Source organism: Thiomicrorhabdus hydrogeniphila, assembly GCF_054656895.1.
In genome coordinates this window covers 1,622,828-1,648,533 of sequence record NZ_BAAHXL010000001.1, presented here as the reverse complement: position 1 = coordinate 1,648,533, position 25,706 = coordinate 1,622,828, and the positions used below count along the sequence as shown (strand labels likewise).

Sequence of the window (25,706 nt, the reverse complement as noted above, 5' to 3'; positions counted from 1 at the left end):
ATATTAGGTACATAAAAAATACAATCATAAAAGAGTGAGTAACAAGATTATAATTTTGTAATCAAAATAAAGGAGGCGGATTTTATGAGTTTAGCTTTACTCACTGATTACAGTCTGTCAAAACGACGCAGTATCCTAGAAAATAATTGGCAACACTTTACGGAATACGATGCACCTCCTTTAAAAACAGAGGTAACAGAAGATATTTCTTTATCCTGGCAACGCAGTGCTACAAATGTAGATTACCGAGAGCCTTACGCGCCTTATGAAGGTGAAGAACAGGCTCGTAAAGCTTGGAGTGATTCGCCTCTTTCTATTGCCGCACAAAAAGAGCAAGCCAATATGATGCAGCTGATTCGTGAAGGAGAATTGGTTGCGGCTATAGCAGACCCAAATGGTTTTTTGATGTGGAGCTATGCGAGCCAACACATGCGCAGTCGTGCAGAATCGGTAAACTTTCATGCAGGTGGAAATTGGGATGAACGATCAATTGGTACTAACGCAATTGGTTTATCAAAAACACTCCGTAGGCCTGTTACTGTTTTTTCATCAGAACATTATCAATCTTTTTTACATGACTGGGTTTGTTATGCCGCTCCGATTATTCATCCACAATCGGGTGAATGTATGGGGATTTTAGATATGTCTACCACATGGAAACGCCATACCTCTTTAGGGCAAGCGGGTGTGACTCAGTTAGCACGTAATATAGCTTTATGTTTGCCAGTAGCTAAGCCAAAAGCTGAATTAGAAATTTATGCTCTTGGACAAATGCGAGTTATTTTTAGAGGTAATGCTTTACGTATAAGTAAACGGCAGGTTGAAATTTTGTGTTTGCTTGCTTTGCATCCTCAAGGACTTAATTTAGAAACGTTTCATGCCGCTTTATATGGTGATGCGCCAATTTCTATAAATACTCTAAAAGCGGAACTTTGTCATTTGCGTCATTTGTTAGATGGTGTTATTGGCTCTCGTCCTTATCGGCTGTTAGTGCCCGTATGGTCTGACTTTATTCAAATTTGGCAAGCGTTACAACAGCAAAATACAAAAGAAGCTTTTGCACTTTATCAAGGGCCTTTATTGGCGCAATCCGAATCTCCTGAGCTGGAAGAGTGGCGTTATAGCATTGAGGCAGTAATGGGAAAAATGCTAGAAAATTGCGAAGAACCCAAATTACTTTTACAAAAGCTATGTAACAAAACGTCGGGTAATGAAATGGTTCGTGAACGATTAGTTGAATTGATCACAACTTAAAGCTTAGGTTTTAAAATTGTAATCTCGTTACCTTCTTTTAAAACCCCATCTCTATTTTTATAAGCGATCCGCTTGTTCAGCTACATGATTTATTCATTCTTTTCTTATAGATTTCTTAATTTAATTGAGTATAGTAATAAATAAGTTAGCCATACCTAACTTATTTATTAACCAGTTCTAATCTATTGGTTAAGCAGACCTAAGTTCATAATACCAAGTCCTCAAAGTTAGTTTCTAAAGGTTGATGAACTCTTTAAAGCATTCAATAAAATTAACAAAAAAGACTTTACACTAATATGAATTCACCGGTTTCTCAGACATTATCATCCAATAAGTCATTTTGGTTTTTTATAGGGCCAGCATTTTTAGTTTCAGTTGGGTATATGGATCCAGGAAACTGGGCAACTTCAATTGAAGCAGGCTCACGCTATGGCTACGATTTATTATGGGTCATTACGCTTGCTTCCATAATCGCGATTTTAATGCAGGTTCTTAGTGCAAAACTCGGCATAGCAACAGGCAAAAATTTGGCGCAATTAATACGCATTGAACATCCAGGTAAAGCGGGTACTTTTCTATTGTCTTCAGCTGCTTTGGCGATGGTGGCCACCGATTTAGCGGAATTTTTGGGTGTAGCCGTTGCTCTAAATTTATTATTTAATATTCCGTTAGTGGTGGCGATTTTTTTAACCATTTTTGATGTGTTATTTATTTTATGGTTAGAACGTTTTGGCTTTAGATGGCTAGAAATGACTATCTTGGCCTTTGTAGCAACCATTGGTTTGGGCTATGTTATTGAACTTTGGTTAGCACAACCTCAGTGGTTAAATGTAGCGCAAGCTTTAGTGGTGCCTAATGCAACCATTTTTAATACAACGGCTCTGTTTATTGCCATGGGTATTTTAGGCGCTACGGTTATGCCACATAATTTATATTTGCATTCTCATCAAGTCATTACTCGCCGCTCTGGTGCAGGTCAATCACTCATTGAACGCAAACGTTTTTACAATATGATGAAATGGGATACCGTTTTAGCGTTAACGGCCGCATGGTTGGTTAATTCAGCTATTCTAATTATGGCTTCGGCGGCATTTCATGAACAAGGTTTGTTAATTACCGATATAGATGAAGCCTATAAAACGCTTGGGCCTTTGTTAGGCGATGCAGCCGCTTTAACGTTTGCAATTGCATTATTAGCTTCTGGCATTGCCAGTTCGACTACAGGAACTTTAGCTGGGCAAATTGTTTTTGAAGCATTTTTTAAAAAGCGTCCAATTAATATTTTAAAAATACGTGTGTATATTCGTTTGGCAACTATGATTCCGGCTGCAATTGCTATTTTATTAAGTGCCAGTCCATTAAGTTTATTAGTTATGTCTCAAGTCGTTTTATCGCTTCAATTGCCTTTTGCAATTATTCCTTTAGTTATGTTGACCTCTAATCCTGCCTTAATGGGGGAGTTAGTTAATACTTCTTTAATGAAAACGATTGCTTGGAGTACAACGATTTTAATTGTTGTGCTCAATTTATGGTTATTGTTGATGTTGGCGTGGGATGGTGTAAGTGCGATGGTATTGCATTAAATGAGAATCGTTTAATCTAAAATTTATATTATTTTCTCTTTTCTAGTGAACTCCTAGAATAAAAATACACTTTTTGAGGGTTTAAGGCTCCACACGCTTATCGTGTTTGTATTTGTCTGTGTTAAAATAACCACAGTTAAATTTTTATTTTTTAGGAGAAGTCTTATCATGTTAGATGCCTACCGTAGTCACGTTGCTGAACGTGCAGAACAAGGTCTTCCACCGTTACCTTTAACAGCGGAACAAACTGCTTTATTAGTAGAACTAATTAAAAACCCACCAGCGGGCGAAGAAGCTTTTGTTGTTGATTTATTAACCAACCGTGTTCCTCCTGGAGTGGATGAGGCTTCTTATGTTAAGGCGAGTTTTTTAGCGGATGTAGCAAATGGCACAATTGCCAATGACTTAATCTCTGCTGAACAAGCGACTTTCTTATTAGGCACCATGTTGGGCGGATATAACGTTCAGCCTTTAATCAGCTTATTAGATAGTGATAAACCGAGTATTGCTGAAGCCGCTGTAGCCGCTTTATCTAAAACATTATTAGTATATGAAGCGTATCACGATGTGGCGGCAAAAGCTGAGACTAACGATTACGCAAAACAAGTCATGCAGTCTTGGGCTGATGCAGATTGGTTTCTTGCTAAACCAAAAATGCCAGAAAAAATTACTGTGACCGTTTTTAAAGTAGAAGGTGAAACTAATACGGATGATCTTTCGCCTGCTACAGCAGCTTGGTCACGTCCTGATATTCCTCTTCACGCGACAGAAATGTTAGCGGCACGTATTGAAAATGTGGGTGATGTTATGGAGTCCTTAAAAGAAAAAGGACATCCTGTTGCTTATGTTGGTGATGTTGTAGGAACAGGGTCATCACGTAAATCTGCCATGAACTCGGTTATGTGGTTCTTTGGTGAAGATATTCCTTATGTACCAAATAAACGCCAAGGTGGTGTTGTTTTGGGTGGCAAAATTGCACCAATCTTCTTTAATACGGCGGAAGATTCAGGTTCTTTACCGATTGAGTGTGACGTAAGTGCTATGAACATGGGAGATGTGATTACCATTCACCCATACGAAGGCAAAGTAACAAATGAAGCAGGTGAAACCATCTCTACATTTGAATTAGCTCCAGATACGATGCCTGATGAAGTGCGTGCTGGTGGTCGAGTGCCTTTAATTATCGGTCGTGGATTAACGGATAAAGCACGTCAAGCAATGGGGTTAGCTCCGTCAGAAATTTTTATTCGTCCGCAAGATAAATCACAAGCCAATCACGGTTATACCTTAGCGCAAAAAATGGTTGGTAAAGCTTGTGGTATTGAAGGGGTTCGTCCTGGTATGTTCTGTGAACCTCACATGACCACCGTTGGTTCTCAAGATACAACAGGTGCTATGACTCGTGATGAAATGAAAGAACTTGCTTGTTTAGGTTTTTCTGCTGATTTGGTGATGCAGTCTTTCTGCCATACTGCAGCGTATCCAAAACCCGTTGATATTACATTACAACATTCATTACCAGACTTTATGACAAGCCGTGGTGGTGTTGCTCTTCGTCCTGGTGATGGTGTTATTCACTCTTGGTTAAACCGTTTATTATTGCCAGATACTGTAGGTACTGGGGGCGATTCACATACTCGTTTCCCAATTGGTATCTCTTTCCCTGCGGGGTCAGGTTTGGTTGCCTTTGGTGCCGCTTTAGGTGTTATGCCTTTAAATATGCCAGAATCCGTATTGGTTCGTTTTAAAGGAGAAATGCAACCTGGCATTACATTACGTGACTTGGTGAATGCAATTCCATATAAAGCGATTCAAGATGGTTTAATGACTGTTGAGAAGAAAGGTAAGATTAACTGCTTTAATGGTCGAGTATTAGAGATTGAAGGGCTTGAGCATCTTAAAGCCGAACAGGCGTTTGAACTGTCTGATGCTTCTGCCGAGCGTTCTGCTAACGGTTGTGTTGTTAAGTTGGGTGTTGAGCCAATTACCGAATATTTAAAGTCCAATATGGCGTTGATTGATTGGATGGTAGAAAACGGTTACCAAGATGCTCGTACTTTATTACGTCGCCGTGATGAGATGCAAGCTTGGATTGATAACCCAGAATTACTTTCAGCGGATGCCGATGCAGAATATGCTGAAGTGATTGAAATTGATCTTAATGAAATTAAAGAGCCAATTGTGGCTTGTCCAAATGACCCTGATGATGTGAAGTTAATGTCTGAAGTTGAAAATACCAAAATTGATGAAGTCTTTATTGGTTCTTGTATGACAAATATTGGTCATTACCGTGCGGCAGGTAAAGTGTTAGAAAGCATGGGTAATGTGCCAACACGTTTATGGATTGCACCGCCAACTAAAATGGATGAGCGTCAGCTTATTGAAGAAGGGTATTACAGTATTTACGGTCGTGTAGGTGCGCGTACTGAGATGCCGGGTTGTTCATTATGTATGGGTAACCAAGCACGTGTTGCAGATGGTGCCACGGTGTTTTCAACCTCAACACGTAACTTCCCTAACCGTTTAGGTAATGGCGCAAATGTTTATCTTGGTTCGGCTGAATTAGCGGCTGTATGTTCTGCTTTAGGTCGCATTCCAACGGTTAAAGAGTATATGGATAACGTTTCTATGCTCGATACTATGGCAAATGACGTTTATCGTTATTTACAGTTTGATGAAATGGCTGATTATGATGTTGAATCGCCAAAAACATTAGCTGAAATTGGTGTTGCAGTCGCTTAACTTTTAAGGCTGTCGTCAAATTAAAAACCGACTATAAATTGTTTTATAGTCGGTTTTTTTTGTATGCATATATGGATATGAACGGCGCTAAAAATACCGTTTTATTGACTCCTTTTATTTACTTAGTAAAAATATGTACAATAAAAGGCATTTAGATGGGTTAAATTTGCATTAGATAATTTAGACACCTTTGTATAAATGTATCTTTTAGAATAAAAAATGGCAAGTTATTTACAAAATTAAAGATAGTTACTTGTTCTTTACAGGCTATTACCCCTCCGATTTTTATCTAAAGAGTAAAGACGTTTTTTAAAAGCGACTTTTACACAAAGATTTTTATTTTGTTATTAAAAATTACCTTTCATGAAGGATTTTATAGGTGATATATGAAGTTGGTTAAACCGTCATTAGTGTCAGTTTTTGTTGTTTCTTTACTGGGTTGTTCAACAGCCCCTGACACCGAAAATGGCAATCAAGAAAAGCTGTATACTCAGACAGAAATGAATTTAATGTTAGCTAAAGCTAAATCTGAAGAGCGTGCAAGAATAGAAAAAGAGCTTAATCGACAGCAAAAGCAGAAAGATTTATTTAATCAAATTAGAGAGCATCAACAAAATCTGCAAAAAAATAAAGAAACGGCTAAAAGTACACAAAAACTGAATAAAAATAGTGAAAAAAAATCAGGTTCAGTATCGAGTGAAAAAATTATTCCTACATCAAGAAAACCAGTGCTTTATAAAGAGATTAAGGGCGTTAAATATTATCGATGTGCCGCAAACTCGTTAGTTGCCGTTTCATATAAAAATAATTACTGGCACTACGATCCATCAAGTAAAGAATTAAGTGCAACGTTATGTAAAAAAAGCCGAGACTTAGTCACAATCAAAAAACTTCAACAAGCTTTATATGATCAAGGCTTGTTAAAGTCTGATTCTTTAACAAAAGAGCAGTTGGTTGATGGTATTTGGGGTGAATCAACTTTGCAAGCAGTAAAAAAATATCAGCAAAAAAATGGCCTTCTTCTGGGGCAATTAACCATTCAAACCTTAGAACACTTAGGTGTATTTTCAACAAATACTGTTAATACAGATTCAATGCAGGGGTTAAATATTATAAAACCTAGTGTTGAAATTGCAGATGTTGAAGAAGATTCTAATCAAGATAATAGTGCAACCATTGATACTCAAAAAACTCAAGTTGCTGTAGAAACTTTGTCGGTTGAAAGTCAATCACCTACAACATCGGTAACAGCAGAGTCTAAGAAGGTCGTGAAAGCGCCAGCAGTAGAATCAAAATCGCAGTCAAGTGATATAAGTGATAAAGAGAATTTAGTAAAAGTTATTGAAAAAATTATTCCTAAGAATCGTAGCCAACAGCTTTATAAAACCGTTAGTGGGGCAGATTACTATCGTTGTGCGGCAAATTCATTGGTACCACAAAAAAATGATTTTGGTGATTGGGCTTACAGTTCAGATAAACAAGAATTGAGTGCCACCTTGTGTAAACGAAGTCGAGATGTCGCTACGATGACAGACTTACAATATATATTAAATGAAAAGGGCTATTTAACCTCACGTAACTTAACTAAAGGTCAGTTAATCAGTGGAAATTGGGATCAAGCTACTTTAGCGGCGGTTAAAAAGTATCAAAGAGAAAATGGGCTTTTATACGGGCAGTTAACGATTGAAACTTTAGAGTATCTAGGTGTTTTTAAACCTGATGCAAAACGTATTAAATGGGTATCTTCAAACACTAAAAATACAGAGAAACCTGTTGAATTAGATAAAACCAATAAAATTAAAAATATTATTGTTGCGCCAGGCCAAGTAACAGAGGTTAAAGGTCAAGATAATAAACAGACATTGGCTAATGATAAATCAATAGAATTTAACGCTATAGAAGTTATTAAACCAACAGAAGATGCAATTAATTATGCACTGTTTAAGCCTGAAACAGCTAAGCCCGTTTTATATGCTAAACAGGTTAATGGCAAGGCTTTATGGCGTTGTAGAGCACATGCTTTTATGGCCTCTAAAGATAGCAATGGTTTGATTTCTTATGATGAAAATAAAGAATATAAAGCCACGCTTTGTAAAATGAGTCGTAGTAAAGCTATTATTAAGCAGTTGCAGTTAGCGTTAAAACAAAAGGGATATTTAAAACCTAGTCCGCCATTAGATTTAGTCGTTATAGATGGAATATGGGGAATTAATACGTTAAGTGCTCTTAAGGCTTATCAGCGAGCGAATGGTTTGGCTTATGGACAGCTAACTATCGATAGTTTAGAAAAGCTGGGTGTCTTTAAGGCACATTAATTATTTATAGGAAGTTGACGGATTAAGAGAACTTTACACAAGCTCATAAACGAGTAAAAGAGGCTAAAATTTTACTGCTTTTTTGGGCTTATTCCCTAGAGGGTTGAGTTCTTAGTTTCGTTTATTAATGACAATAAAAAACCGCGCTAGATTCATCAATCTAGCGCGGTTTTTTTGTATTTAAAGATTAAGTTTAATTAGATTTACCAGGCCTGGTAAATCTAAAAATGCCTTTATTTATTTCATGGTAGAAAGGTATAACGATAGTTTAGAAGCCGTTTGCGTGCTTATATCACCCATGAGTTCTTCAATAACACTCTTTTTACCTTCGTAGTAACGTACATTGGTTGTGCCTACAATATCACGTTCAACCATACCAAGATCACCTAAACCATCAATTAAACCATTTTTAGTGGCTTCATCACCCAACCATACCAGGCCTGTAAACGTATTTTCATTCTCTTTTAAGCGATCACCACGGCCAGAACGAACAGCATCAATAAATTGTTGATGAGTGCGCTCTAAGATATGTTTTTGAAAAAAGGCACGACCGGTTTCATCTTCAGGGCTAAATGGATCAATAAAGGTTTTGTGTTCGCCAGCATGCATTGAGCGGTTTTCAACACCTATTTTATCCATTAAGCCAGTAAAACCAAATGTATCCATTCGTACACCAATAGAACCAACCATAGAACCTTTATTGGCATAAATTTTATCGGCTGCAACAGCAATGTAGTAACAGCCTGAAGCGCACATATCTTCTACCACAACATACACAGGTTTTTTATATTTGGTTTTTAAGCGTGTAATTTCATCATTAATTAACGCCGATTGAACTGGGCTGCCACCAGGCGAGTTTGCCAAAATAACAACTGCCTTACTGAGTGGGTTTTTAAACGCATCGTCTAAAAGTGGGTTAATCGCTTCAGCACTGGTTTTAGTACCAGGCATAATTGCACCATCTAATCTAACTACGGCTAGATGTTCTTTACCACTGCTGCTGCTTTTATCTGCGCCATCGATATTACCTATGTTTTGTGAGGCCGTATAAATAAAAAAGACAATATAACCTGCAACGACTAATTTAAGAAAATTAGCAATACGTCGGCTCCAACGTTCCTGTTTAACTAATGACTCTACTGCAATGGCTAAACGATTAAAGCCTTGTTGTGAGTTTTGTGGCTCTTGTTCCATTCTTTATCCTTTATAATGCAAACCTAAGCCCACAATTCTACCTGTTTATGATTTATGACCCAAGATAATATCAACAATAAAAATGAAAATAACCTTAAGACTGAGGTTGAGCCTTTTGACATTAATGCCTTTTTAAAGCAATTAACTGAACGCCCAGGTGTTTATAGAATGTTAAATGAAAAGGGCACTATTATTTATGTGGGTAAAGCTAAAAACCTAAAACGAAGGGTTTCGAGCTATTTTAAAAAGCAACATGATGAAATAAAAACCGCTAAAATGGTTCAGCAAATTGCCCGTGTAGAAGTGACCGTTACCGATACGGATAGTGAAGCCTTTATATTAGAAAATACATTAATAAAGCGATATAAGCCTAAGTATAATATACTTTTTAGGGATGATAAATCTTACCCTTATATTTATGTTTCTACGGGTAAAACGTTTCCGGCATTAAGTTATCATCGTGGTGCTAAAAGACGAGTAGGTGAGTATTTTGGCCCTTTTCCAAACGCATCTGCCGTTCATCAAACCTTACAGGCCTTGCAAAAAATTTTCCCAGTTAGGCAGTGTGCCGAAAGTGTTTTTAATCATCGTTCACGCCCTTGTCTACAATATCAAATCAAACGTTGTTCTGGCCCTTGTGTTGAAGGATTAGTGACTAAAGAAGTCTATCTTGAAGACGTAAAGCATACGTTGGGGTTTTTACAAGGCAAAAGTTTTGAGGTGATAGAAGAGTTGGGTTCTAAAATGGAGCGGGCTTCTGAAGCGTTGGAATTTGAGCAGGCCGCTCGATACCGTGATCAAGTTTCAGCCTTAAGAGCCATACAAAGTCAGCACTTAATTAATCAACCCGGCTCAAAAGACATGGACGTGATTGCGGTTGCTGAACAATCTTCACAAGTTTGCGTGTGCTTAATGATGTATCGCGGAGGTAATCTTTGGGGCAGTGAACATTATTTTCCCAAAGTCACGGATAGTGTTGACCAACAAGACATTTTATCCGCCTTTATAACTCAGCACTATTTAGAACACCCTGTTCCTGCAGAAATTATTTTAGCAATTGAACTCAATGAAAAAGCATTTTTACAGGCCTGGTTAAAAGAACAGCGTCAGGGCAAAGTGCTTTTAAAATCTACACACAATCAAATCAATAAGGGGTTGGTGCAATTAGCCAATACTAATGCTCAGTCAGGTTTAAAGCAGCACATGACACAGCGCGCTACACAAGTTCAAAGAGTGCAGGCATTACAAGAAGCCTTGGCTTTGGTTAATCCACCTAACTATATGGAATGTTTTGATATTAGTCATACGCAAGGTCAAATGACCATTGCCAGTTGTGTGGTGTTTCAAGATGGTATCCCTAATACCCAAGCCTATCGAAAGTTTAATATAGAAGGTATTCAGCCAGGCGATGATTACGCTGCCATGCACCAAGCCATGAGTCGGCGTTATGCGAGATTAAAAAAAGAAAATGCAATCCTGCCAGATTTAATTGTAGTGGACGGAGGTAAAGGGCAACTTACTCAAGCCATTGATGTATTAAAAACGCTCGAATTAGAGCATGTGCCATTAGTATCGGTAGCTAAAGGAGAAGGGCGTAAAGCTGGCCTAGAAATCTTGTTTACACCACATAACTCTCAAGGTATTGATTTAGAATCGGACGATATTGCTTTGCATTTAATTAACTATATTAGAGATGAATCCCATCGTTTTGCTATTACCTCGCACCGAGCAAAACGCACCAAAGCACAAACACAATCTAGTTTAGAATCTATTGAAGGTATAGGCCCTAAAACGCGTAAAGTATTGTTAATGCATTTTGGTGGGTTAGGTGAGGTAAAAGAGGCTTCTATTTCTGAACTACAAAAAGTGAAAGGTATTAGCTTAGATAAAGCACAAAAAATATATGATTTTTTTCATGGAAGCCTTTAAAATTAAATCAAACTCATATCCGTTAAGAAGCCTATGGTCAGGTATGGTAGTATTCTTTACAAAATCAACACATTTAAAATAAAAGTGAAAATATGTCCATAAATTCTCTCCCAATGATGATGACCTGGAGCCGCGTTGTTCTGATTCCGGTTTTTTTAATTTGTTACTATGCACCCATTGAAGACGCTAGGTTTTGGGCTGGTTTAGCCTTTATGATTGCCGCTATAACCGATTGGTTTGATGGTTATCTTGCTAGAAAACTCGGTTCAGATAGTAAACTTGGGGCTTTTTTAGACCCTGTTGCAGATAAATTGATTGTTGCAGCCGCCTTAATTGTGGTTGCAGCGGAATATCACGATAATATTTATGTCATTATTTCTGCCGTATTAATTATGATGCGAGAAGTCGCTATTTCTGCATTGCGAGAATGGATGGCAGAAAACAATGCCCGTGAAGTGGTAGCGGTTTCTAAATTAGGTAAAATCAAAACAGCATCCCAGCTTGCAGCCTTAACTTGGCTACTTTATGGTGGAGAGTTATGGGGAGTAAATTGGGGTGAACTTGGTTTCCCAATGTTATATTTTGCAGCAACATTAACCGTTATTACTTGGGTGCAATACACCAAAGCTGCATTACCAGAAATTATTCGTTCAACAGAATCATAGACTTAGCAACTTAGATAATACCGGGTTAAGTTAAAGATTTATTCTTTTTAAATTTTTAATAAAAAGTGCTTGACCTTTAATGGGGAACCCCTATAATACGCCCCATCAAGCGGGAATAGCTCAGCGGTAGAGCACAACCTTGCCAAGGTTGGGGTCGCGAGTTCGATCCTCGTTTCCCGCTCCAAATTGGCGGAATAGCAAAGTGGCTATGCAGTGGATTGCAAATCCATCTACCGCGGTTCGACTCCGCGTTCCGCCTCCATTTATTTTGGAGGCTTGATACATTTAAATTAGCATTTTTAATGTTAGTCATCTGCCCAGGTGGCGAAATTGGTAGACGCAGGGGACTTAAAATCCCCCGGTAGAAATACTGTGCCGGTTCGACTCCGGCCCTGGGCACCATATTCTAAAAGCCCGTAAAGCAATTTGTTTTACGGGTTTTTTTATGTCTAAAATTTATCGCTTAATGGTTTCCAGTTTCTTTGAAGAGAGATTATTTCTGTTTTGTGGGCTGATTCATTAGGTCTTGTTTTAATAGCTTGTTGAAACTAAGTAAGGTCTATGTGTAAGACGTTATCAATAATGTTTTAGTGAATAGCACGGTATAGTGCCCTTTACAATTTTGTATCAATTCTTTGTTCTAAATGCACCAATATGGTTTTTAAAATCCTTTTTGGTTCATAAAATACCTTTTAATTATTTATATTAAATGTAACTATAATATTTATAAGCTTATAAATATATTGGCATGAATAATGTTTAGTAGCGATAGTTTATGTTTATTTCAAAGGTGAAAATTATGAACCCCGCATTTTCAGTTCTATTAATTAGAGATAATCTCTCTCAAGTAGACACTATCAAAGATGGTCTTAAGAACTCTGGTGCATCTGTTATCCATACTTGTGCTTCTACTGATAGTTTTTTACAGGTTTTGGATACGATACAAGTCGATTTAATTGTTCTTGATGTTGATAAACCCAGTGTCGATTTATTTGAACAATTCAGTGTTGTGCAGGAGTTCTGTCCTAAACCAATCGTTTGCTTTAGCAACGATTCGGATTCTAAACTTATTGAAAAATCGGTTAAAGCTGGCATTGCGGCTTATATTGTTGATGGAAAATCTGAAGAAAGAATTAAGCCCATTATTGATGTCGCTATATTGCGATTTAATCAGTGTCAGGCAGTCAAAAAAGAACTTGCGCAAGTCAAAGATAAATTGTCTGAACGTGCCGTTATTGAAAAAGCTAAAGGGCTTCTTATTGAGCATAGAAGTATGTCTGAAAATGATGCTTATAAAACATTAAGAAAAATGGCCATGGATCAAGGTAAAAAGATTTCTGTTGTGGCGCACGAAGTTTGTGGTGTTTTAATTGGTTTAGACGGCATTTAATTTTGTCTCTTCTTTATATTTCTTATTTAGTTTGAATTAACCTATGCTTGCATTCCTTAAATAGCCACAGGACATGCCAGGCCTGGTAAATTCAATAAATAAATTCCTATTATGTTTTTAATACATGCTTTATAAGGTGTTAATTGGTTGTGTCTAGCCTTTTAGTTCTTCAGCAGTCACATTTAAGAATATATCAGTTATATTTTTTAGAGTATTTAATTATTTTACACGGAGGTTAAGGCTGGATATGAATGCAAATAGGATTAACAAGGCAAAGAATGTTTACATTAAAGTTTAATGGTAAAAAACTATATTCGGTATTTCAGCCGATTTATAGTTTTTCAAACCAAGCATGTATTGGTGCAGAGGCACTGGTAAGAGGTAGAAGTTTGGTAACAAACAATGCCATTTCTGTTAAAGATTGTTTGAATGTTCCCAGTGATTTTACAAAAGGTGAGTTTACTCGTCAGCTGAACCGAATGCATTTACAGAACTGGAAAGAAAAAAATACAGGGCAAAATTGGATATTTTTAAATTTAGATTTTCAATATTTTGATAGGTTAAGCGACTTATGTATTGAAGGTTTACTTGATGAATTGGGATTACAAGGCTATCAATTGGTGGTTGAGGTGGTTGAAAGTGAAATTTATGATGATTTGTTGTTTCAAGATTTGATTCTAAGTCTTAGAGATTATGGTTGTTTAATCGCTTTAGACGATTTTGGTGCGGGGCATTCTAATGTTGATCGAATTTGGAAAGTACAACCTGATATTGTAAAGCTTGATCGTGAAGTGTTGATTGAAGCAACCAAAAGTATGAGAGGTCAGAGTATTTTAAGAAATCTAACCCTTCTAATACAACAAGCGGGCAGTATTGCATTACTTGAAGGGGTTGAAACGAAAGAGCAAGCCTTATTAGCGATGGATTCTGGGGTTGATTTAGTACAAGGTTTTTATTTCTCAAAACCTAACAGTGATTTTGCATTAGTAGAAAAGGGTGAGCAAAAAATTACGGAAGTGACTCATTTATATCCCTTTTATCAAAGAGAGAATAGAAAGGCGGATAAACTTCAGAAAAAAAACTATGAATCTTTATTTGAAGGGTTACATGGCATAGATTCTGCGATAGAGCTCGAGGAAATCATGTTTAAGGTATCAGAACAAAAAATGGTTAAACGGTTTTATATTTTAGATGATAAAGGTTTTCAAATCAGTGATGAGTATCTGTTGAAAACCGATGATAAATCATTGATAAAAGAAAATATATTAAAAAAAGGTAAAGGGCTCTGTTGGAAAAATCGTCGCTATTTTATTAAAGCAATGCAAAATCCAAAACAGATATATGTTTCTACACCGTACCGTTCTTTAATTGATGTAGAACTCTGTTTAACTGTGTCAAAGGTTATTTCATTAACCAATGATCGTGAAGTTATTGCTTGTTACGATATTTATTATCAAAACCAAGCCGTTTCTGATATTCAGTTCTCAGCCTAAATTACTAATATTTACAAATTAACCAAGACTGAGAATTAAGTTCTTTAAAAAGTTCTTATTTTAATTAGGGGGATGTGGTGCACCAAATAGAAATCGACATAAGTAAATTAGGCACAATTGTGTCAAAAACGGATTTAAATGGCACGATTTTAGAAGTGAATGAAGCTTTTATTAATGCTAGTGGTTATTCAAAGAGTGAATTAATTGGTCAATCTCATAGTATTTTAAGGCATCAAGATGTACCCAAAGAGGTGTTTGCAGATATGTGGGCCACAATTAAAAAAGGATTACCTTGGGTACATGTGGTTAAAAATCGTGCTAAAAATGGTAGTTATTATTGGGTGCTTACCAATGTAACCCCTGTGCTTAATAATGGAAAAATCGTCGCTTATCAGTCTGTTAGAACTCCCGTGACTAATGAGGTGAAAAAGACAGCTTCATTGCTCTATCAAGAAATAAGTCGAGGTCGTAAAAAAATAACAAATGGTTTTGTTATGAATATTTTTCAAAGACTTTGCATATTTCATCATCTTCATCCCATGAATATTATGGTTAGCATGATTGCTACTTTAGGTGTTTTATTGATTGTGATGGCTTCTGGGATATTTACGCTTCCAGTTGAATTAGCAGTAATTATTAGCGTTCTATTTTTTGGGTATGCTTTTGCAGGTAAAAAATATGCATTTAATCGTTTGGGTAAAGCCAAACAAGTTATGGATAAAATGCGTCAGGGGGATTTTACGGTTCAGGTGAATAATTATGGTAATCACTCGTTAAGTAAATTAATTTCTTCTGTAAAAATGATGCAAATGCAGCTAGGAGCCATGTACGATGAAGCCCATGAAAAGTTACGTATCAGTTTGCGTTTAAAATCTGGGTTAGACAGCGCTTCTGCAAATATGATGATGGTGGATACTGCCGGACAAATTATCTACTTAAACCATAATATGCAGTTATTTATTGATCAAAACGCGCAGAAGCTTAAAGAAACGATATCTGACTTTGATGAAAAGAACATACAAGGTTTAACCATAAGTTCTTTTTTTAATTATGGTTCTTTTGACGATTTATCGAAGATAAATACTTTTGAAGAAGTTATTGGAAGTTTAACTATTAAGCTTTCAGTTGTACCCGTCGCAGGAATAGATGGAAAACATATTGGTTCTGTTATTGAATGGCAAGACCTTACGCAGCAAAAAGTCATTGAGAACGAATTAAAATCTACTTTAGAAATGGCCTCTATTGGGCATACTGCTCTACATATTGATACAGAAGGACTTTCTGGTTTTTATTTAGATACTTCAGAGCATGTAAATTCATTACTATCGGAGCTTAATGCAATTATTGAAAGTATGGTCTATGTTATGACCAAGCTTGCCGTTGGAGATATTCGTGGTCGTGTCGATAAAAATTTACAAGGTTCTTTAGCCGCGATGAAAGGGGCGACCAATGTTTCTTTAGATAATTTAAGTGCGATTGTTTTACATATTAAACGAGCAGCTGAAACTGTTGGTAGTGCCTCAGAAGAATCTTCAAGAGCATCACAAGATTTATCCGATAGAACTCAGCAAGCGGCCGCTGCGTTAGAGCAAATTAATGCAACTATGCAAAATATGAGTAATTTGCAAAATCAAAATACGCAAGAACTTAGCCAAGTAAATGATATTGCTAAAGAAACAGTTGAGCAAAACAAGCTCGCTAAAGATTCTTTAGGAGCAACGATAGATTCTATACAAGATATTCAAAAAACGTCAGAACAGATTGCAAGTATTATTTCTATAATTGATGGCATTGCATTTCAAACTAATCTTCTAGCTCTAAATGCTGCTGTAGAAGCCGCTAGAGCGGGTGAACATGGGCGTGGGTTTGCTGTCGTCGCCGGAGAAGTGCGATCTTTAGCGCAAAAATCTGCGGATGCAGCTCGTGATATTAAAACGCTGATTGACTCTTCAGTTATTAAGGTTAGCGAAGGGGTATCCAAAGTAAATGAAACGCATATTGCTTTTGAGCAGGTAGATGAACGTGTTGAAAATATCGGCCAAGCTATGGATGTTGTTTTGAACTCAATTCACCAACAGCAAAACTCAGTAACTGAAATAGCACAAGCTCTTAATAGTTTGGATGCAAATATTCAAAGCAATGCAGCTTTGGTAGAAGAGTCATCAGCCGCAGCCTTATCTTTAAAAGAACAAGCTAATTTATTGAAAGATGAAACCAGTAAGTTTGTCATTGATGAAGTTCAAGCTGGAAAATTGATTCAAAACTCTGAAGAAGTGTATGGTGTCAAGCTGATTGATGTACGAAGAAATATGAGAGTTTGGAGAACAAGTATTCAAACTTTTTTAAATGATATACCAACTACTGTCAATATGGACACAGCCACAAATGCAGAACATTGTGAAGTTGGTAAAGCTTTGTCAGAATTAATAAAAAATTCAGACTCTATAGCAAGGATGCCGGAATACTTAAAGGTAAATGAGCTGCATATACAACAGCATCAATTAGTAGCAAAGGCAATGACTATGATGAATTCAAATGCGGATTTAACGATAGATGACCTTAAAGAAAAAGATAAATTGTTAGATCAATTTGTCGGGGTAACTGATATGCTTGATATCGCTTTATCGGACTTAAATAAGAGTTTAGCTTACTAATGTATTTTATAATGTAAATAATAATTTAAAGTTTTTAAACTTTTCTATGTTTTTATTTTCAGTAATTCATACTTGAAAATAAAAACATAGATTAAGGTAGTGAATAGTCATGTACTATTCACGTTAATTAGGAGTTGCGTTAATTACGCTTAGTAAAATATGAAAGACATTCTTGTAAAACTATTTTCACCAATTTTAAATATATTTGATAATGGTGAAAGTGATGAAGACTATAGTTATAGCTCATCACACCGTAAAATTTTGGCTGTTATGGGAGTGCTTTTTATAATAATTGCTTCTGTGGCGCTTTATTTTTCAATGCTGATTAATCAAATGGCAGGTCTTTTACCAGTGATTTTATTTGGTGCGGTTGGGTTATTATGCCTAATTGTGGCGGGTTTAGGTACGGATAGAGCGGTTTCTAAAATTTGGCGAAATCGAGATTAAGGTTTGGATTTTTAGTCTATTTAAGTCTTTAGACTGTAAAAGTCCAATTAGCTTGAATGATTTTATTGCTTATGCAGAATGAATTAAAATATTTAAACCTTAATTCATTCTTGAATTTTAAAATTGATTTTTAGTGTTGATGAATTAAAAAAATCACAACTGACAATCAGTTAAGTTTGTATTCTTCTGTTGATTCAAAATCAAATTCAGTTTGATTTAAACTAATGCCTTTTTCATTCAGTTTCTCTTCTAGATTTTTCTTTTCTAATAGCAGGTCTAATAAAGCCTGATTATTATCATCCAACTTATGCATTTGTTCTAATCCAAGATGATAAAAACGCAATATTTTCATCGCTTTTTCATCACCATGATCCACCGCTTTTTGAATATTAGCTAAAGAGTTAGTGATATACATTAGATTACGTTTTAAACGCCAGGCATAAATGGCTTCTTTCATCCATTCCTTATCGGCCAAATACACCTTAACAATTGCCGCTGTGATTAATAAACCAACAAATGCCCCCATAAAGTTTAAGACTAAGTGGTTATTAGAATGTTGCCCAAACCAGTGTAGGGCAAGTGAGGCTGTACCAAAGCCAATAACAATAAAAATGCTGATAACAATAAGCGTAGCTTTGCGAGTTTGTTTGCGATAGTAAACAGGATCGATTTCTTGAATTTTAAACATAATTTGGCCAATATTTATAGGTTATATCTGCTTTGCAGTTTTAAAGGTGTGTTGATTTTACTGAGTTACCACCTTAAAGTCATGTATTAAGGTGGAATGAATGCAAATAAATATTTATGCGTTTTTTATGCGTGAATATTTAGAAATTTTATTATTTAAAATCTATCGTTTGAGTTGATTTATTTGGCTTAGAGGGTAGGGTTTGACTTGGGTTGTCTAAGTCATAATATCGTTTACAACCGATTAAAAAATGTAATTTACAGCTGTTTCCAAAATACTGTTTTGCTTCGGTTAAATGTGGTGGATTTTGCATTTCTGGCGCCATTAAATAATATTTACCTAAAATATAGTTCGCTTTAGCAGAATCTTCTTGCGCGGCTTCTTTTAAAAAGCTTACCCCTTTTTGAATATCTTTAGGAACACCAGACCCTTGCATTAACTGTTGGGCCATTAAAATTTGCGCTTCAGGGTTTTTAAGTTCAATGGCTTTTTGTAACCATTTTTGTGCCTTTTGAGTATTTTTTTCAGTGCCTTGTGCATTTTCATAAGCTAAAAATAAACGTGTCATAGCCATAGAGTGACCGCGTTCTGCAGCTTGTTTAAACCAATAAAGCGCTTTTTTACCATTTGCCGGCGTACCTAATCCGTCAGCATAAAGGACTCCTGTGTTATATAAAATGTCTGTATAAGCGGGTTCGTTTAGGTTTTCTTTAAGAATTTGACGAGCAAGTTTTAAGTGCCAAAAATACGCATAGTTCATCTTTTTGGGAAAGCTCGTTCTTGGATCAGTAAAGAATTTAGCCATTGTATAGCGGGCTTTAGCATCCCCCTTTATTGCCGAATGACAAATTTGGTTTAACTGTTTATCTTTAAATAAACTGTTGCAAGTCTGGTTGTTAAAAACGTCGGCTGCTTGCAGATTAAATGCAAGAAAACCTAGAATAAAACCAAAACAGATTTGCGTTAAATAATGGCTGGTTTTTGTGTTTTGATTCAAAGTAATTGTTTGGTTTTCTGGCATGTTTATTAACCTGTATGAATGGTAATTATGAATATGTGCCTTATAGTAAATCAGGTTATTCAATAAGTAAAAAAATATTAACAAATACAAAACAAATACAAAACAAATACAAAACAAATACAAAACAAATACAAAACAAATACAAAACAAATACAATTTAGGATGACGATTTATTGAGTATTTGTTGAGATGAATTTATCTTTTTATGCATTGACTCATGTAACAATCTACCTATATACTTAGCCCTGATTTATGTCGGAGTGCCTTTAGGCTGAGATCGCGAAAGCGGGATCCGTAGAACCTGATCTGGATAATGCCAGCGAAGGGAACAATCAGATTAACGCAAATCTTTTGCGGTCAAAATTGTTTTAACCTATGTTTTTAATGGTTTGTTAATAAATTTGTAATGAGCGTTGTAATCATACCTTTTTACTCAGTTTTACCAGGCCTGGTAAATCTTGTGGCTATTATTGCGATTACATTTTTAGCGTTTTTGATCTCTTAATCTGAATCTACAGTCTATAGAGCTCCGCCTTTTAATTAATTTTTATGATTAATCATAATTAAATAAGGCAGAGTGATGAATACCAATAACCAACCAAAAACCGATCGTCGTCAACGTCGTGCAGAAGCTGAAGCATTTATTCAAAATGTATCGGGTCAATCTTTTCCAAATTCCAAAAAAGTCTATGTTGAGGGTAAATTGCACCCAATCAAAGTCGCCATGCGAGAAATTGCAGTAAGCGATACCATTAGCGGTAGCCGTGATAATCCAACGTATATTAAAAATGATGCCATTCCGGTTTACGATACATCGGGTGTTTACACCGACCCGCAAGTAAAAATTGACGTTTATCAAGGTTTGCCAAAATTGCGATCGAACTGGATAGATGCGCGTGGTGATGTAGAAGAATTAGATTCTGTTACCTCAAAATTTACCCAAGGTCGATTGGCAAATGAAGGGTTAGACCATATTCGTTTTGATAACTTGCCCAATGTAAAACGCGCCAAAAAAGACAAAAATGTCACTCAAATGCACTACGCACGCCAAGGCATTATTACGCCTGAGATGGAATACATTGCGATTCGTGAAAACATGCGCCGGTTAGAAGTTACTGATTCAGAATTAACCCAACAACATCCAGGGCAATCTTTTGGTGCCAGTATTCCTCAAATGATTACGCCAGAGTTTGTGCGTGACGAAGTCGCACGCGGTCGTGCGGTGATCCCTTGTAATATCAATCATCCAGAATCAGAACCTATGATTATTGGCCGTAACTTTTTAATTAAAGTAAACGCCAATATTGGTAACTCTGCGGTGGGTTCATCTATTGCCGAAGAGGTTGAAAAATTAGTTTGGTCAACCAAATGGGGAGCAGACACGGTAATGGATTTATCAACCGGGCGTAATATTCATGAAACCCGTGAATGGATTATGCGTAATTCACCTGTTCCTATTGGTACAGTACCGATTTACCAGGCCTTAGAAAAAGTAAATGGCGTGGCCGAAGACTTAACTTGGGAAGTGTTTAGAGATACCTTAATTGAACAAGCCGAACAGGGCGTAGATTACTTTACCATTCATGCGGGTGTGTTATTGCGTTATGTACCAATGACGGCTAAACGTGTAACAGGGATTGTTTCTCGTGGTGGTTCAATTATGGCTAAATGGTGTTTAGCCCATCATCAAGAAAACTTTTTGTACACGCATTTTGAAGACATTTGCGAGATTATGAAAGCGTATGACGTTACCTTTTCGCTTGGTGATGGTTTACGCCCAGGTTCGGTTGCTGATGCTAATGATGAAGCACAATTTGCCGAATTAGAAACCTTGGGTGAACTGACCAAAATTGCCTGGAAGCATGATGTTCAGGTCATTATTGAAGGGCCTGGTCATATTCCATTGCATATGATTAAAGAAAATGTAGAAAAACAAATTGATGAATGTGGTGAAGCGCCTTTTTACACTTTAGGGCCGTTAACTACCGATATTGCGCCTGGTTATGATCACATTACATCGGGTATTGGAGCAGCGAATATTGGTTGGTATGGTTGTGCCATGCTTTGTTATGTTACGCCCAAAGAGCATTTAGGTTTACCTAATAAAGACGATGTTAAAGAAGGTTTAATGGCTTATAAAATTGCCGCCCATGCAGGTGATTTGGCTAAAGGTCATCCTGGTTCTCAAATTAGAGATAACGCCTTATCTAAAGCACGCTTTGAATTTCGTTGGGAAGACCAATTTAATTTAGGGTTAGACCCAGAGCGTGCACGTGAATATCACGATGAAACCATTCCGCAAGAATCAGGAAAAGTAGCACATTTTTGTTCTATGTGTGGACCAAAATTCTGCTCTATGAAAATCAGTCAAGAAGTGCGTGATTACGCTAATGAGCAAGAAAAAGTGCGTTTGCACGATGATGAAAATGGCCAAATTACCGAAATTTCGTTAGAAAGTATTCAAGTCGGTATGAAAGAAAAATCGCAAGAATTTAGGGATGCTGGCAGTCAAATTTACCAAAAGGAGGCGTAATTGTGGACCCGCAGGTGAATTTGACTAAATCCAAAGTGGCGTTACCCAAAATGGCGCTACCTAAAATCGCTATTTTGGGTGCGGGTTTATTAGGCAGAATGCTCACTGTTTCATTAATGAAAGATTACCAAATCACTTTATTTGATAAAGACAATGGTGATGCCAAACAAAGTGCAGGCTATTTAGCGGCCGCTATGTTGGCTCCGCTTGCGGAGTCGGCCGATTGTGATTTAAAGATTATGAAAATGGGTGAAAAAGCGTTGATTTTATGGCCTGAATTTATAAAAAAATTAAGCACCCCCGTGTTTTTTCAACAAGCGGGCAGTTTAATTGTGACGTTTGATCAAGATATTGCTAGCTTAAAACAGTTTACAAGCCGTTTAAAAGGCCAAGATTATTCAGAGTTTGATTTACAGCAAATTCAGCAATTAGAGCCAGAATTAAATTCACGTCTTAAAAAAGGGTTGTTTTTACCCAATGAAGGACAATTAGACAATCGCCAACTTTTAGAGGCGATGGCCATTGAAATTCGTAAAAATGATGTGGTTTGGCATACCGATTCAATGGTAAAAACCACAGACCAAGCTGTATGGGTAAATAATAAAAAATTAACGGGGTATGACTGGGTTATTGACTGCCGAGGAATGGGGCTGCAACAAGACCAAACAAAAGTTCCAATACAATCTCAAACAAAACATCAGATGCAATCAAATAATCAACTTAGAGGGGTAAGGGGTGAGGTGATTAGAGTCTTTGCACCCGATGTAGTTTTGCAACGCCCCGTTAGGTTAATGCACCCTCGTTACCCCATTTATATAGCACCTAAAGAGAAGCATTACTTTGTTATTGGTGCCACGCAATTAGAATCTGAAGATCAACGTAAACCAACAGTTCGTTCTGCTTTAGAGCTTTTGTCGGCGTGTTTTAGTGTGCACAGTGGTTTTGCTGAGGCAGAGATTATTTCTATCGATGCAGGGCTACGGCCTGCCTATGTAAATAACCACCCAAAAATTACGAAACAAAAAAATAGAATAACTATAAATGGGCTTTTTAGACATGGCTATTTATTGGCTCCCGTTATGGTCGAAAAATGTGTAACCTTGTTAAAACAAGAAATGACAAAACAAATAAATACAGAACAATTGAATCAAGAATTGTCATTTTTACCAGGCCTGGTAAAACCACAAAATTCAAATTTAGTTCTCAATAAGGTGAATGAATGAATATCATCGTAAACCAACAAACCGTAATTTTTGAACAACAGGTAAACGTATCAAAAGTAATTGAAAAAGGGGCGTTTTTGCCACCTTATGCCGTGCTATTAAATGATGACTTTTTGCCTTATTCTCAATACCAAAATACCTGGTTAAAAGAGAATGACAAAATTGATATTGTTACGGCAATACAAGGAGGATAAAACGTGAAAAATTTGACTATGGAAGATGAAATTCAAATAAAAAAATCTACAAATGATTTAAAAAAGGATAAGCAACCTAATGATTTTATTTCTATTTATGGTACCAAACTATCTAGCCGGTTATTTGTAGGCAGTGCGCTTTATTCATCACCACAAATAATGCAAGAATCTATTATTGCCTCGGGTGCACAGGTGGTTACGCTCTCTTTAAGTAGGCAAAATCCTAATCAACAAGGCGGGCAAAGTTTTTGGAATATTATTCAATCATTAGGTGTACACCTTTTGCCGAATACTGCAGGCTGTTATTCGGTTAAAGACGCCATAAATATGGCCAAAATGAGCCGTGAATTGTTTGAAACAGATTGGATTAAATTAGAGTTAGTCGGTGATGATTATAATTTACAGCCTGACCCGATTGAGTTAGTAAAAGCAACTGAGATTTTAATAAATGATGGCTTTAAAGTTTTGCCATACTGTACCGATGATTTAGTGATTGCGCGTCATTTAGTTGAATTAGGGTGTGAAGTGATTATGCCTTGGGGTTCGCCTATTGGTTCAGGTAAAGGATTGTTAAACCCTTATGCGTTGCAGGCAATTAGAGATCGTTTTCCGGATATTACGATGCTTATTGATTCAGGAATTGGCAAGCCATCTCATGCTGTACAAGCGATGGAAATGGGGGTAGATGCTATTTTATTAAATACCGCCATTGCCCAAGCCAACCAACCACAACAAATGGCCGAGGCGTTTAAATTATCAGTTAAAGCAGGAAGAATAGCTTATTGCGCTGGAACCATGGCCGAACAAACATCGGCGCAACCTAGCACACCTACAATTGATTCACCATTTTGGCATCATGCTTGAAGTTTAGACATAAAAAATAAAAATGATAGATGTATCTTGTGATCACATTGCTTAAATAACCACTGGGTATACCAGGCCTGGTAAATCTGAAAATAATTATATTTAATTCATTAAAAAGGGTGATGTATTTATTGTTAACCGCGAATATACTATATGTAAATAAATTACATTTAAGTTTTCAAAGGAGAAAATAATGAATATGTCTAAAGCGGTAAAAAGAGCAGTATTAGGGTCATTGTTAGTTATGGGTGTTTCCGTTAATGTTTATGCAGAAGAGGCGGTTAAATTAAATACTCAACAACAAACACAGTTACAAACTCAACAGCATACAGCTCCTGTTCCAAATGGTAATGGTGTGGGAATTCAGCAACCAAAAAAGAAAATGATTCAACATCAAAATATGAATCAACACCAAAAAACTTTTGAAGGCGAATTACAAAAAGCTGAAAAAGGCAATAGAGTGGGAAATGCAAGCGGTAATAAATTAGAAAACCACACAGGAAATAGATCTGATAACAGAAGTGTTAACGGCGGAAATGGTTCAGTGAATCGTACAGGTAATGGTAAACATTAAATTTGTACCATTCATCCTATTTAGTTGTTTTGTGTAATTAAAAACCAGTGTTAAAAGACACTGGTTTTTTTATGTTTTTGTTTTATGTTATGAGTTAAATCGACAAAAGTATAAACAATTAGATACGTATTACATCCCAGAATTAATTCTATTATAAAGTTCTAACTTAGAGTTAACTTCATATTTTGCATAGATGTGTTTTACATGCGTTTTAACTGTATTGACACTTACATGCATCTCTTTTGCAATTTGAGTATATGTTTTTGCATCAAGTAGTTTTTTAAGGGTTTGTTTTTCTTTTTTAGTGAGTATGGGGATTTCATTTAATATTTGAATATTTTTAGTTTTAAAGGTATTACTTTTTACATCATGAAAAGGGCGAATAATGGTTTCAATCATCGTGCGCAAAGTCACAAGTTCTTGATCATTACTTTTGGATTCACCAAAATAGCAAAAAAACAAAAAGCCAATTAATTGATCCTCAAGCGATAAAAGAGGCATGCAAATATATTCTTTAAAATCTGTACTTTCTTGAAAATAATTAATTTTATTTTTTGAAAGAGATTCCCCCAATAGTTGATATAGATCCTTTTCTCTTTTAATAATATGTTTATTAAAAGATGTTGCTTTATGCATTTTAAGATAGTTATCCAAAATAATGGTATGGCTTTGTAAGTTGTAACGTTTAAATAGTTGATGAAATTGATTGCTTTTTTCAATCATAAACTCAAGTCTTAAAGTGTCCTTTTGCACAATGCACATACCGCAAAAGTCTGCATTGGAACGCTCTAATATATAATCAGCACGGTTACGAAAAACAGCCTCAATACTATGTCCTTCAATCAGACAAGATTGTATCTTTATGGTCTGTTGGAGAACCTCAATATCGTTAATTTCTTCCATGCATTAGTCCTTGCTTATTAAACTCATTTTAAAAAGTACC

At 36.3% G+C, this 25,706-nt stretch carries 19 protein-coding genes, 3 tRNA genes and 1 riboswitch; of the genes, 18 read left to right on the top strand and 4 right to left on the bottom strand.

From position 1 onward, the window contains the following. Window positions 1–84 precede the first annotated feature (84 nt). The 4 genes from ACYQ0E_RS07475 (at window position 85) to ACYQ0E_RS07460 (ending at window position 7,894) form a co-directional block, all read left to right on the top strand. Window positions 85–1,254: a transcriptional regulator gene (locus tag ACYQ0E_RS07475; RefSeq protein WP_460187612.1), complete on the top strand. Its 1,170-nt coding sequence runs from the start codon at window positions 85–87 to the stop codon at window positions 1,252–1,254. A gap of 296 nt (window positions 1,255–1,550) precedes the next feature. Next, a complete protein-coding gene (locus ACYQ0E_RS07470) occupies window positions 1,551–2,837 on the top strand; it encodes an Nramp family divalent metal transporter (protein ID WP_460187611.1) in 1,287 nt (428 codons plus the stop codon). Window positions 2,838–3,005: 168 nt separating this feature from the next. Beyond that, window positions 3,006–5,579, top strand: coding sequence for a bifunctional aconitate hydratase 2/2-methylisocitrate dehydratase (gene acnB, locus ACYQ0E_RS07465; RefSeq protein WP_460187610.1), 2,574 nt, complete (start codon window positions 3,006–3,008; stop codon window positions 5,577–5,579). A 386-nt stretch (window positions 5,580–5,965) separates the two neighbouring features. Beyond that, the gene (locus tag ACYQ0E_RS07460) at window positions 5,966–7,894 is read left to right on the top strand and encodes a peptidoglycan-binding domain-containing protein (protein WP_460187609.1); all 1,929 of its coding nucleotides are present in this window, start codon (window positions 5,966–5,968) and stop codon (window positions 7,892–7,894) included. Window positions 7,895–8,131: 237 nt separating this feature from the next. Here the strand turns inward: ACYQ0E_RS07460 and ACYQ0E_RS07455 are convergent, their stop codons facing one another. Beyond that, entirely contained in the window at window positions 8,132–9,088 is a 957-nt protein-coding gene (locus ACYQ0E_RS07455) for a S49 family peptidase (protein WP_460187608.1), read from the bottom strand. Window positions 9,089–9,142: 54 nt separating this feature from the next. Here ACYQ0E_RS07455 and uvrC point away from each other — a divergent pair, with 54 nt between their 5' ends. From uvrC to ACYQ0E_RS07410, 9 genes are all read left to right on the top strand, one after another. Then, window positions 9,143–11,017, top strand: coding sequence for an excinuclease ABC subunit UvrC (uvrC, locus tag ACYQ0E_RS07450; RefSeq protein WP_460187607.1), 1,875 nt, complete (start codon window positions 9,143–9,145; stop codon window positions 11,015–11,017). Window positions 11,018–11,109: 92 nt separating this feature from the next. Further along, window positions 11,110–11,682 (top strand): CDP-diacylglycerol--glycerol-3-phosphate 3-phosphatidyltransferase, encoded by a 573-nt coding sequence (gene pgsA, locus ACYQ0E_RS07445; RefSeq protein WP_460187606.1) that lies wholly within the window; start codon window positions 11,110–11,112, stop codon window positions 11,680–11,682. Window positions 11,683–11,791: 109 nt separating this feature from the next. Beyond that, window positions 11,792–11,866 (top strand) — tRNA-Gly (locus ACYQ0E_RS07440). 4 nt (window positions 11,867–11,870) lie between these two features. Continuing rightward, window positions 11,871–11,944, top strand: a tRNA-Cys gene (locus tag ACYQ0E_RS07435). Between the two features lie 53 nt (window positions 11,945–11,997). After that, window positions 11,998–12,084 (top strand) — tRNA-Leu (locus ACYQ0E_RS07430). Between the two features lie 397 nt (window positions 12,085–12,481). Further along, window positions 12,482–13,072 (top strand): ANTAR domain-containing response regulator, encoded by a 591-nt coding sequence (locus tag ACYQ0E_RS07425; protein WP_460187605.1) that lies wholly within the window; start codon window positions 12,482–12,484, stop codon window positions 13,070–13,072. A 278-nt stretch (window positions 13,073–13,350) separates the two neighbouring features. Then, window positions 13,351–14,565 (top strand): EAL domain-containing protein, encoded by a 1,215-nt coding sequence (locus tag ACYQ0E_RS07420; protein WP_460187604.1) that lies wholly within the window; start codon window positions 13,351–13,353, stop codon window positions 14,563–14,565. A 77-nt stretch (window positions 14,566–14,642) separates the two neighbouring features. Continuing rightward, entirely contained in the window at window positions 14,643–17,219 is a 2,577-nt protein-coding gene (locus tag ACYQ0E_RS07415; protein ID WP_460187603.1) for a methyl-accepting chemotaxis protein, read from the top strand. Window positions 17,220–17,378: 159 nt separating this feature from the next. After that, window positions 17,379–17,666, top strand: a complete 288-nt coding sequence (locus tag ACYQ0E_RS07410) for a hypothetical protein (RefSeq protein ID WP_460187602.1) — start codon at window positions 17,379–17,381, stop codon at window positions 17,664–17,666. 166 nt (window positions 17,667–17,832) lie between these two features. Here ACYQ0E_RS07410 and ACYQ0E_RS07405 read toward each other — a convergent pair whose 3' ends face one another. Both ACYQ0E_RS07405 and ACYQ0E_RS07400 read right to left on the bottom strand, forming a co-directional pair. After that, on the bottom strand, window positions 17,833–18,354 hold the full coding sequence (locus tag ACYQ0E_RS07405) for a DUF3087 family protein (protein WP_460187601.1): 522 nt from the start codon (window positions 18,352–18,354) through the stop codon (window positions 17,833–17,835). A gap of 151 nt (window positions 18,355–18,505) precedes the next feature. Then, entirely contained in the window at window positions 18,506–19,375 is an 870-nt protein-coding gene (locus ACYQ0E_RS07400; RefSeq protein WP_460187600.1) for a tetratricopeptide repeat protein, read from the bottom strand. 246 nt (window positions 19,376–19,621) lie between these two features. Beyond that, a riboswitch (TPP riboswitch) is annotated at window positions 19,622–19,720 on the top strand. A 235-nt stretch (window positions 19,721–19,955) separates the two neighbouring features. Here ACYQ0E_RS07400 and thiC point away from each other — a divergent pair. The 5 genes from thiC (at window position 19,956) to ACYQ0E_RS07375 (ending at window position 24,763) form a co-directional block, all read left to right on the top strand. Next, a complete protein-coding gene (gene thiC / locus ACYQ0E_RS07395) occupies window positions 19,956–21,908 on the top strand; it encodes a phosphomethylpyrimidine synthase ThiC (RefSeq protein ID WP_460187599.1) in 1,953 nt (650 codons plus the stop codon). 2 nt (window positions 21,909–21,910) lie between these two features. Continuing rightward, window positions 21,911–23,131, top strand: a complete 1,221-nt coding sequence (locus ACYQ0E_RS07390) for an FAD-dependent oxidoreductase (protein WP_460187598.1) — start codon at window positions 21,911–21,913, stop codon at window positions 23,129–23,131. After that, window positions 23,128–23,325 (top strand): sulfur carrier protein ThiS, encoded by a 198-nt coding sequence (gene thiS, locus ACYQ0E_RS07385; protein ID WP_460187597.1) that lies wholly within the window; start codon window positions 23,128–23,130, stop codon window positions 23,323–23,325. Before ACYQ0E_RS07390 ends, thiS begins: the two co-directional genes overlap by 4 nt. 3 nt (window positions 23,326–23,328) lie before the next feature. Continuing rightward, complete coding sequence (locus ACYQ0E_RS07380; RefSeq protein WP_460187596.1) at window positions 23,329–24,189, top strand: thiazole synthase; 861 nt, start codon at window positions 23,329–23,331, stop codon at window positions 24,187–24,189. Window positions 24,190–24,382: 193 nt separating this feature from the next. Further along, window positions 24,383–24,763, top strand: a complete 381-nt coding sequence (locus ACYQ0E_RS07375) for a hypothetical protein (protein WP_460187595.1) — start codon at window positions 24,383–24,385, stop codon at window positions 24,761–24,763. Between the two features lie 129 nt (window positions 24,764–24,892). Here the strand turns inward: ACYQ0E_RS07375 and ACYQ0E_RS07370 are convergent, their stop codons facing one another. After that, window positions 24,893–25,666, bottom strand: coding sequence for a response regulator transcription factor (locus tag ACYQ0E_RS07370; protein ID WP_460187594.1), 774 nt, complete (start codon window positions 25,664–25,666; stop codon window positions 24,893–24,895). Window positions 25,667–25,706: the final 40 nt, after the last annotated feature.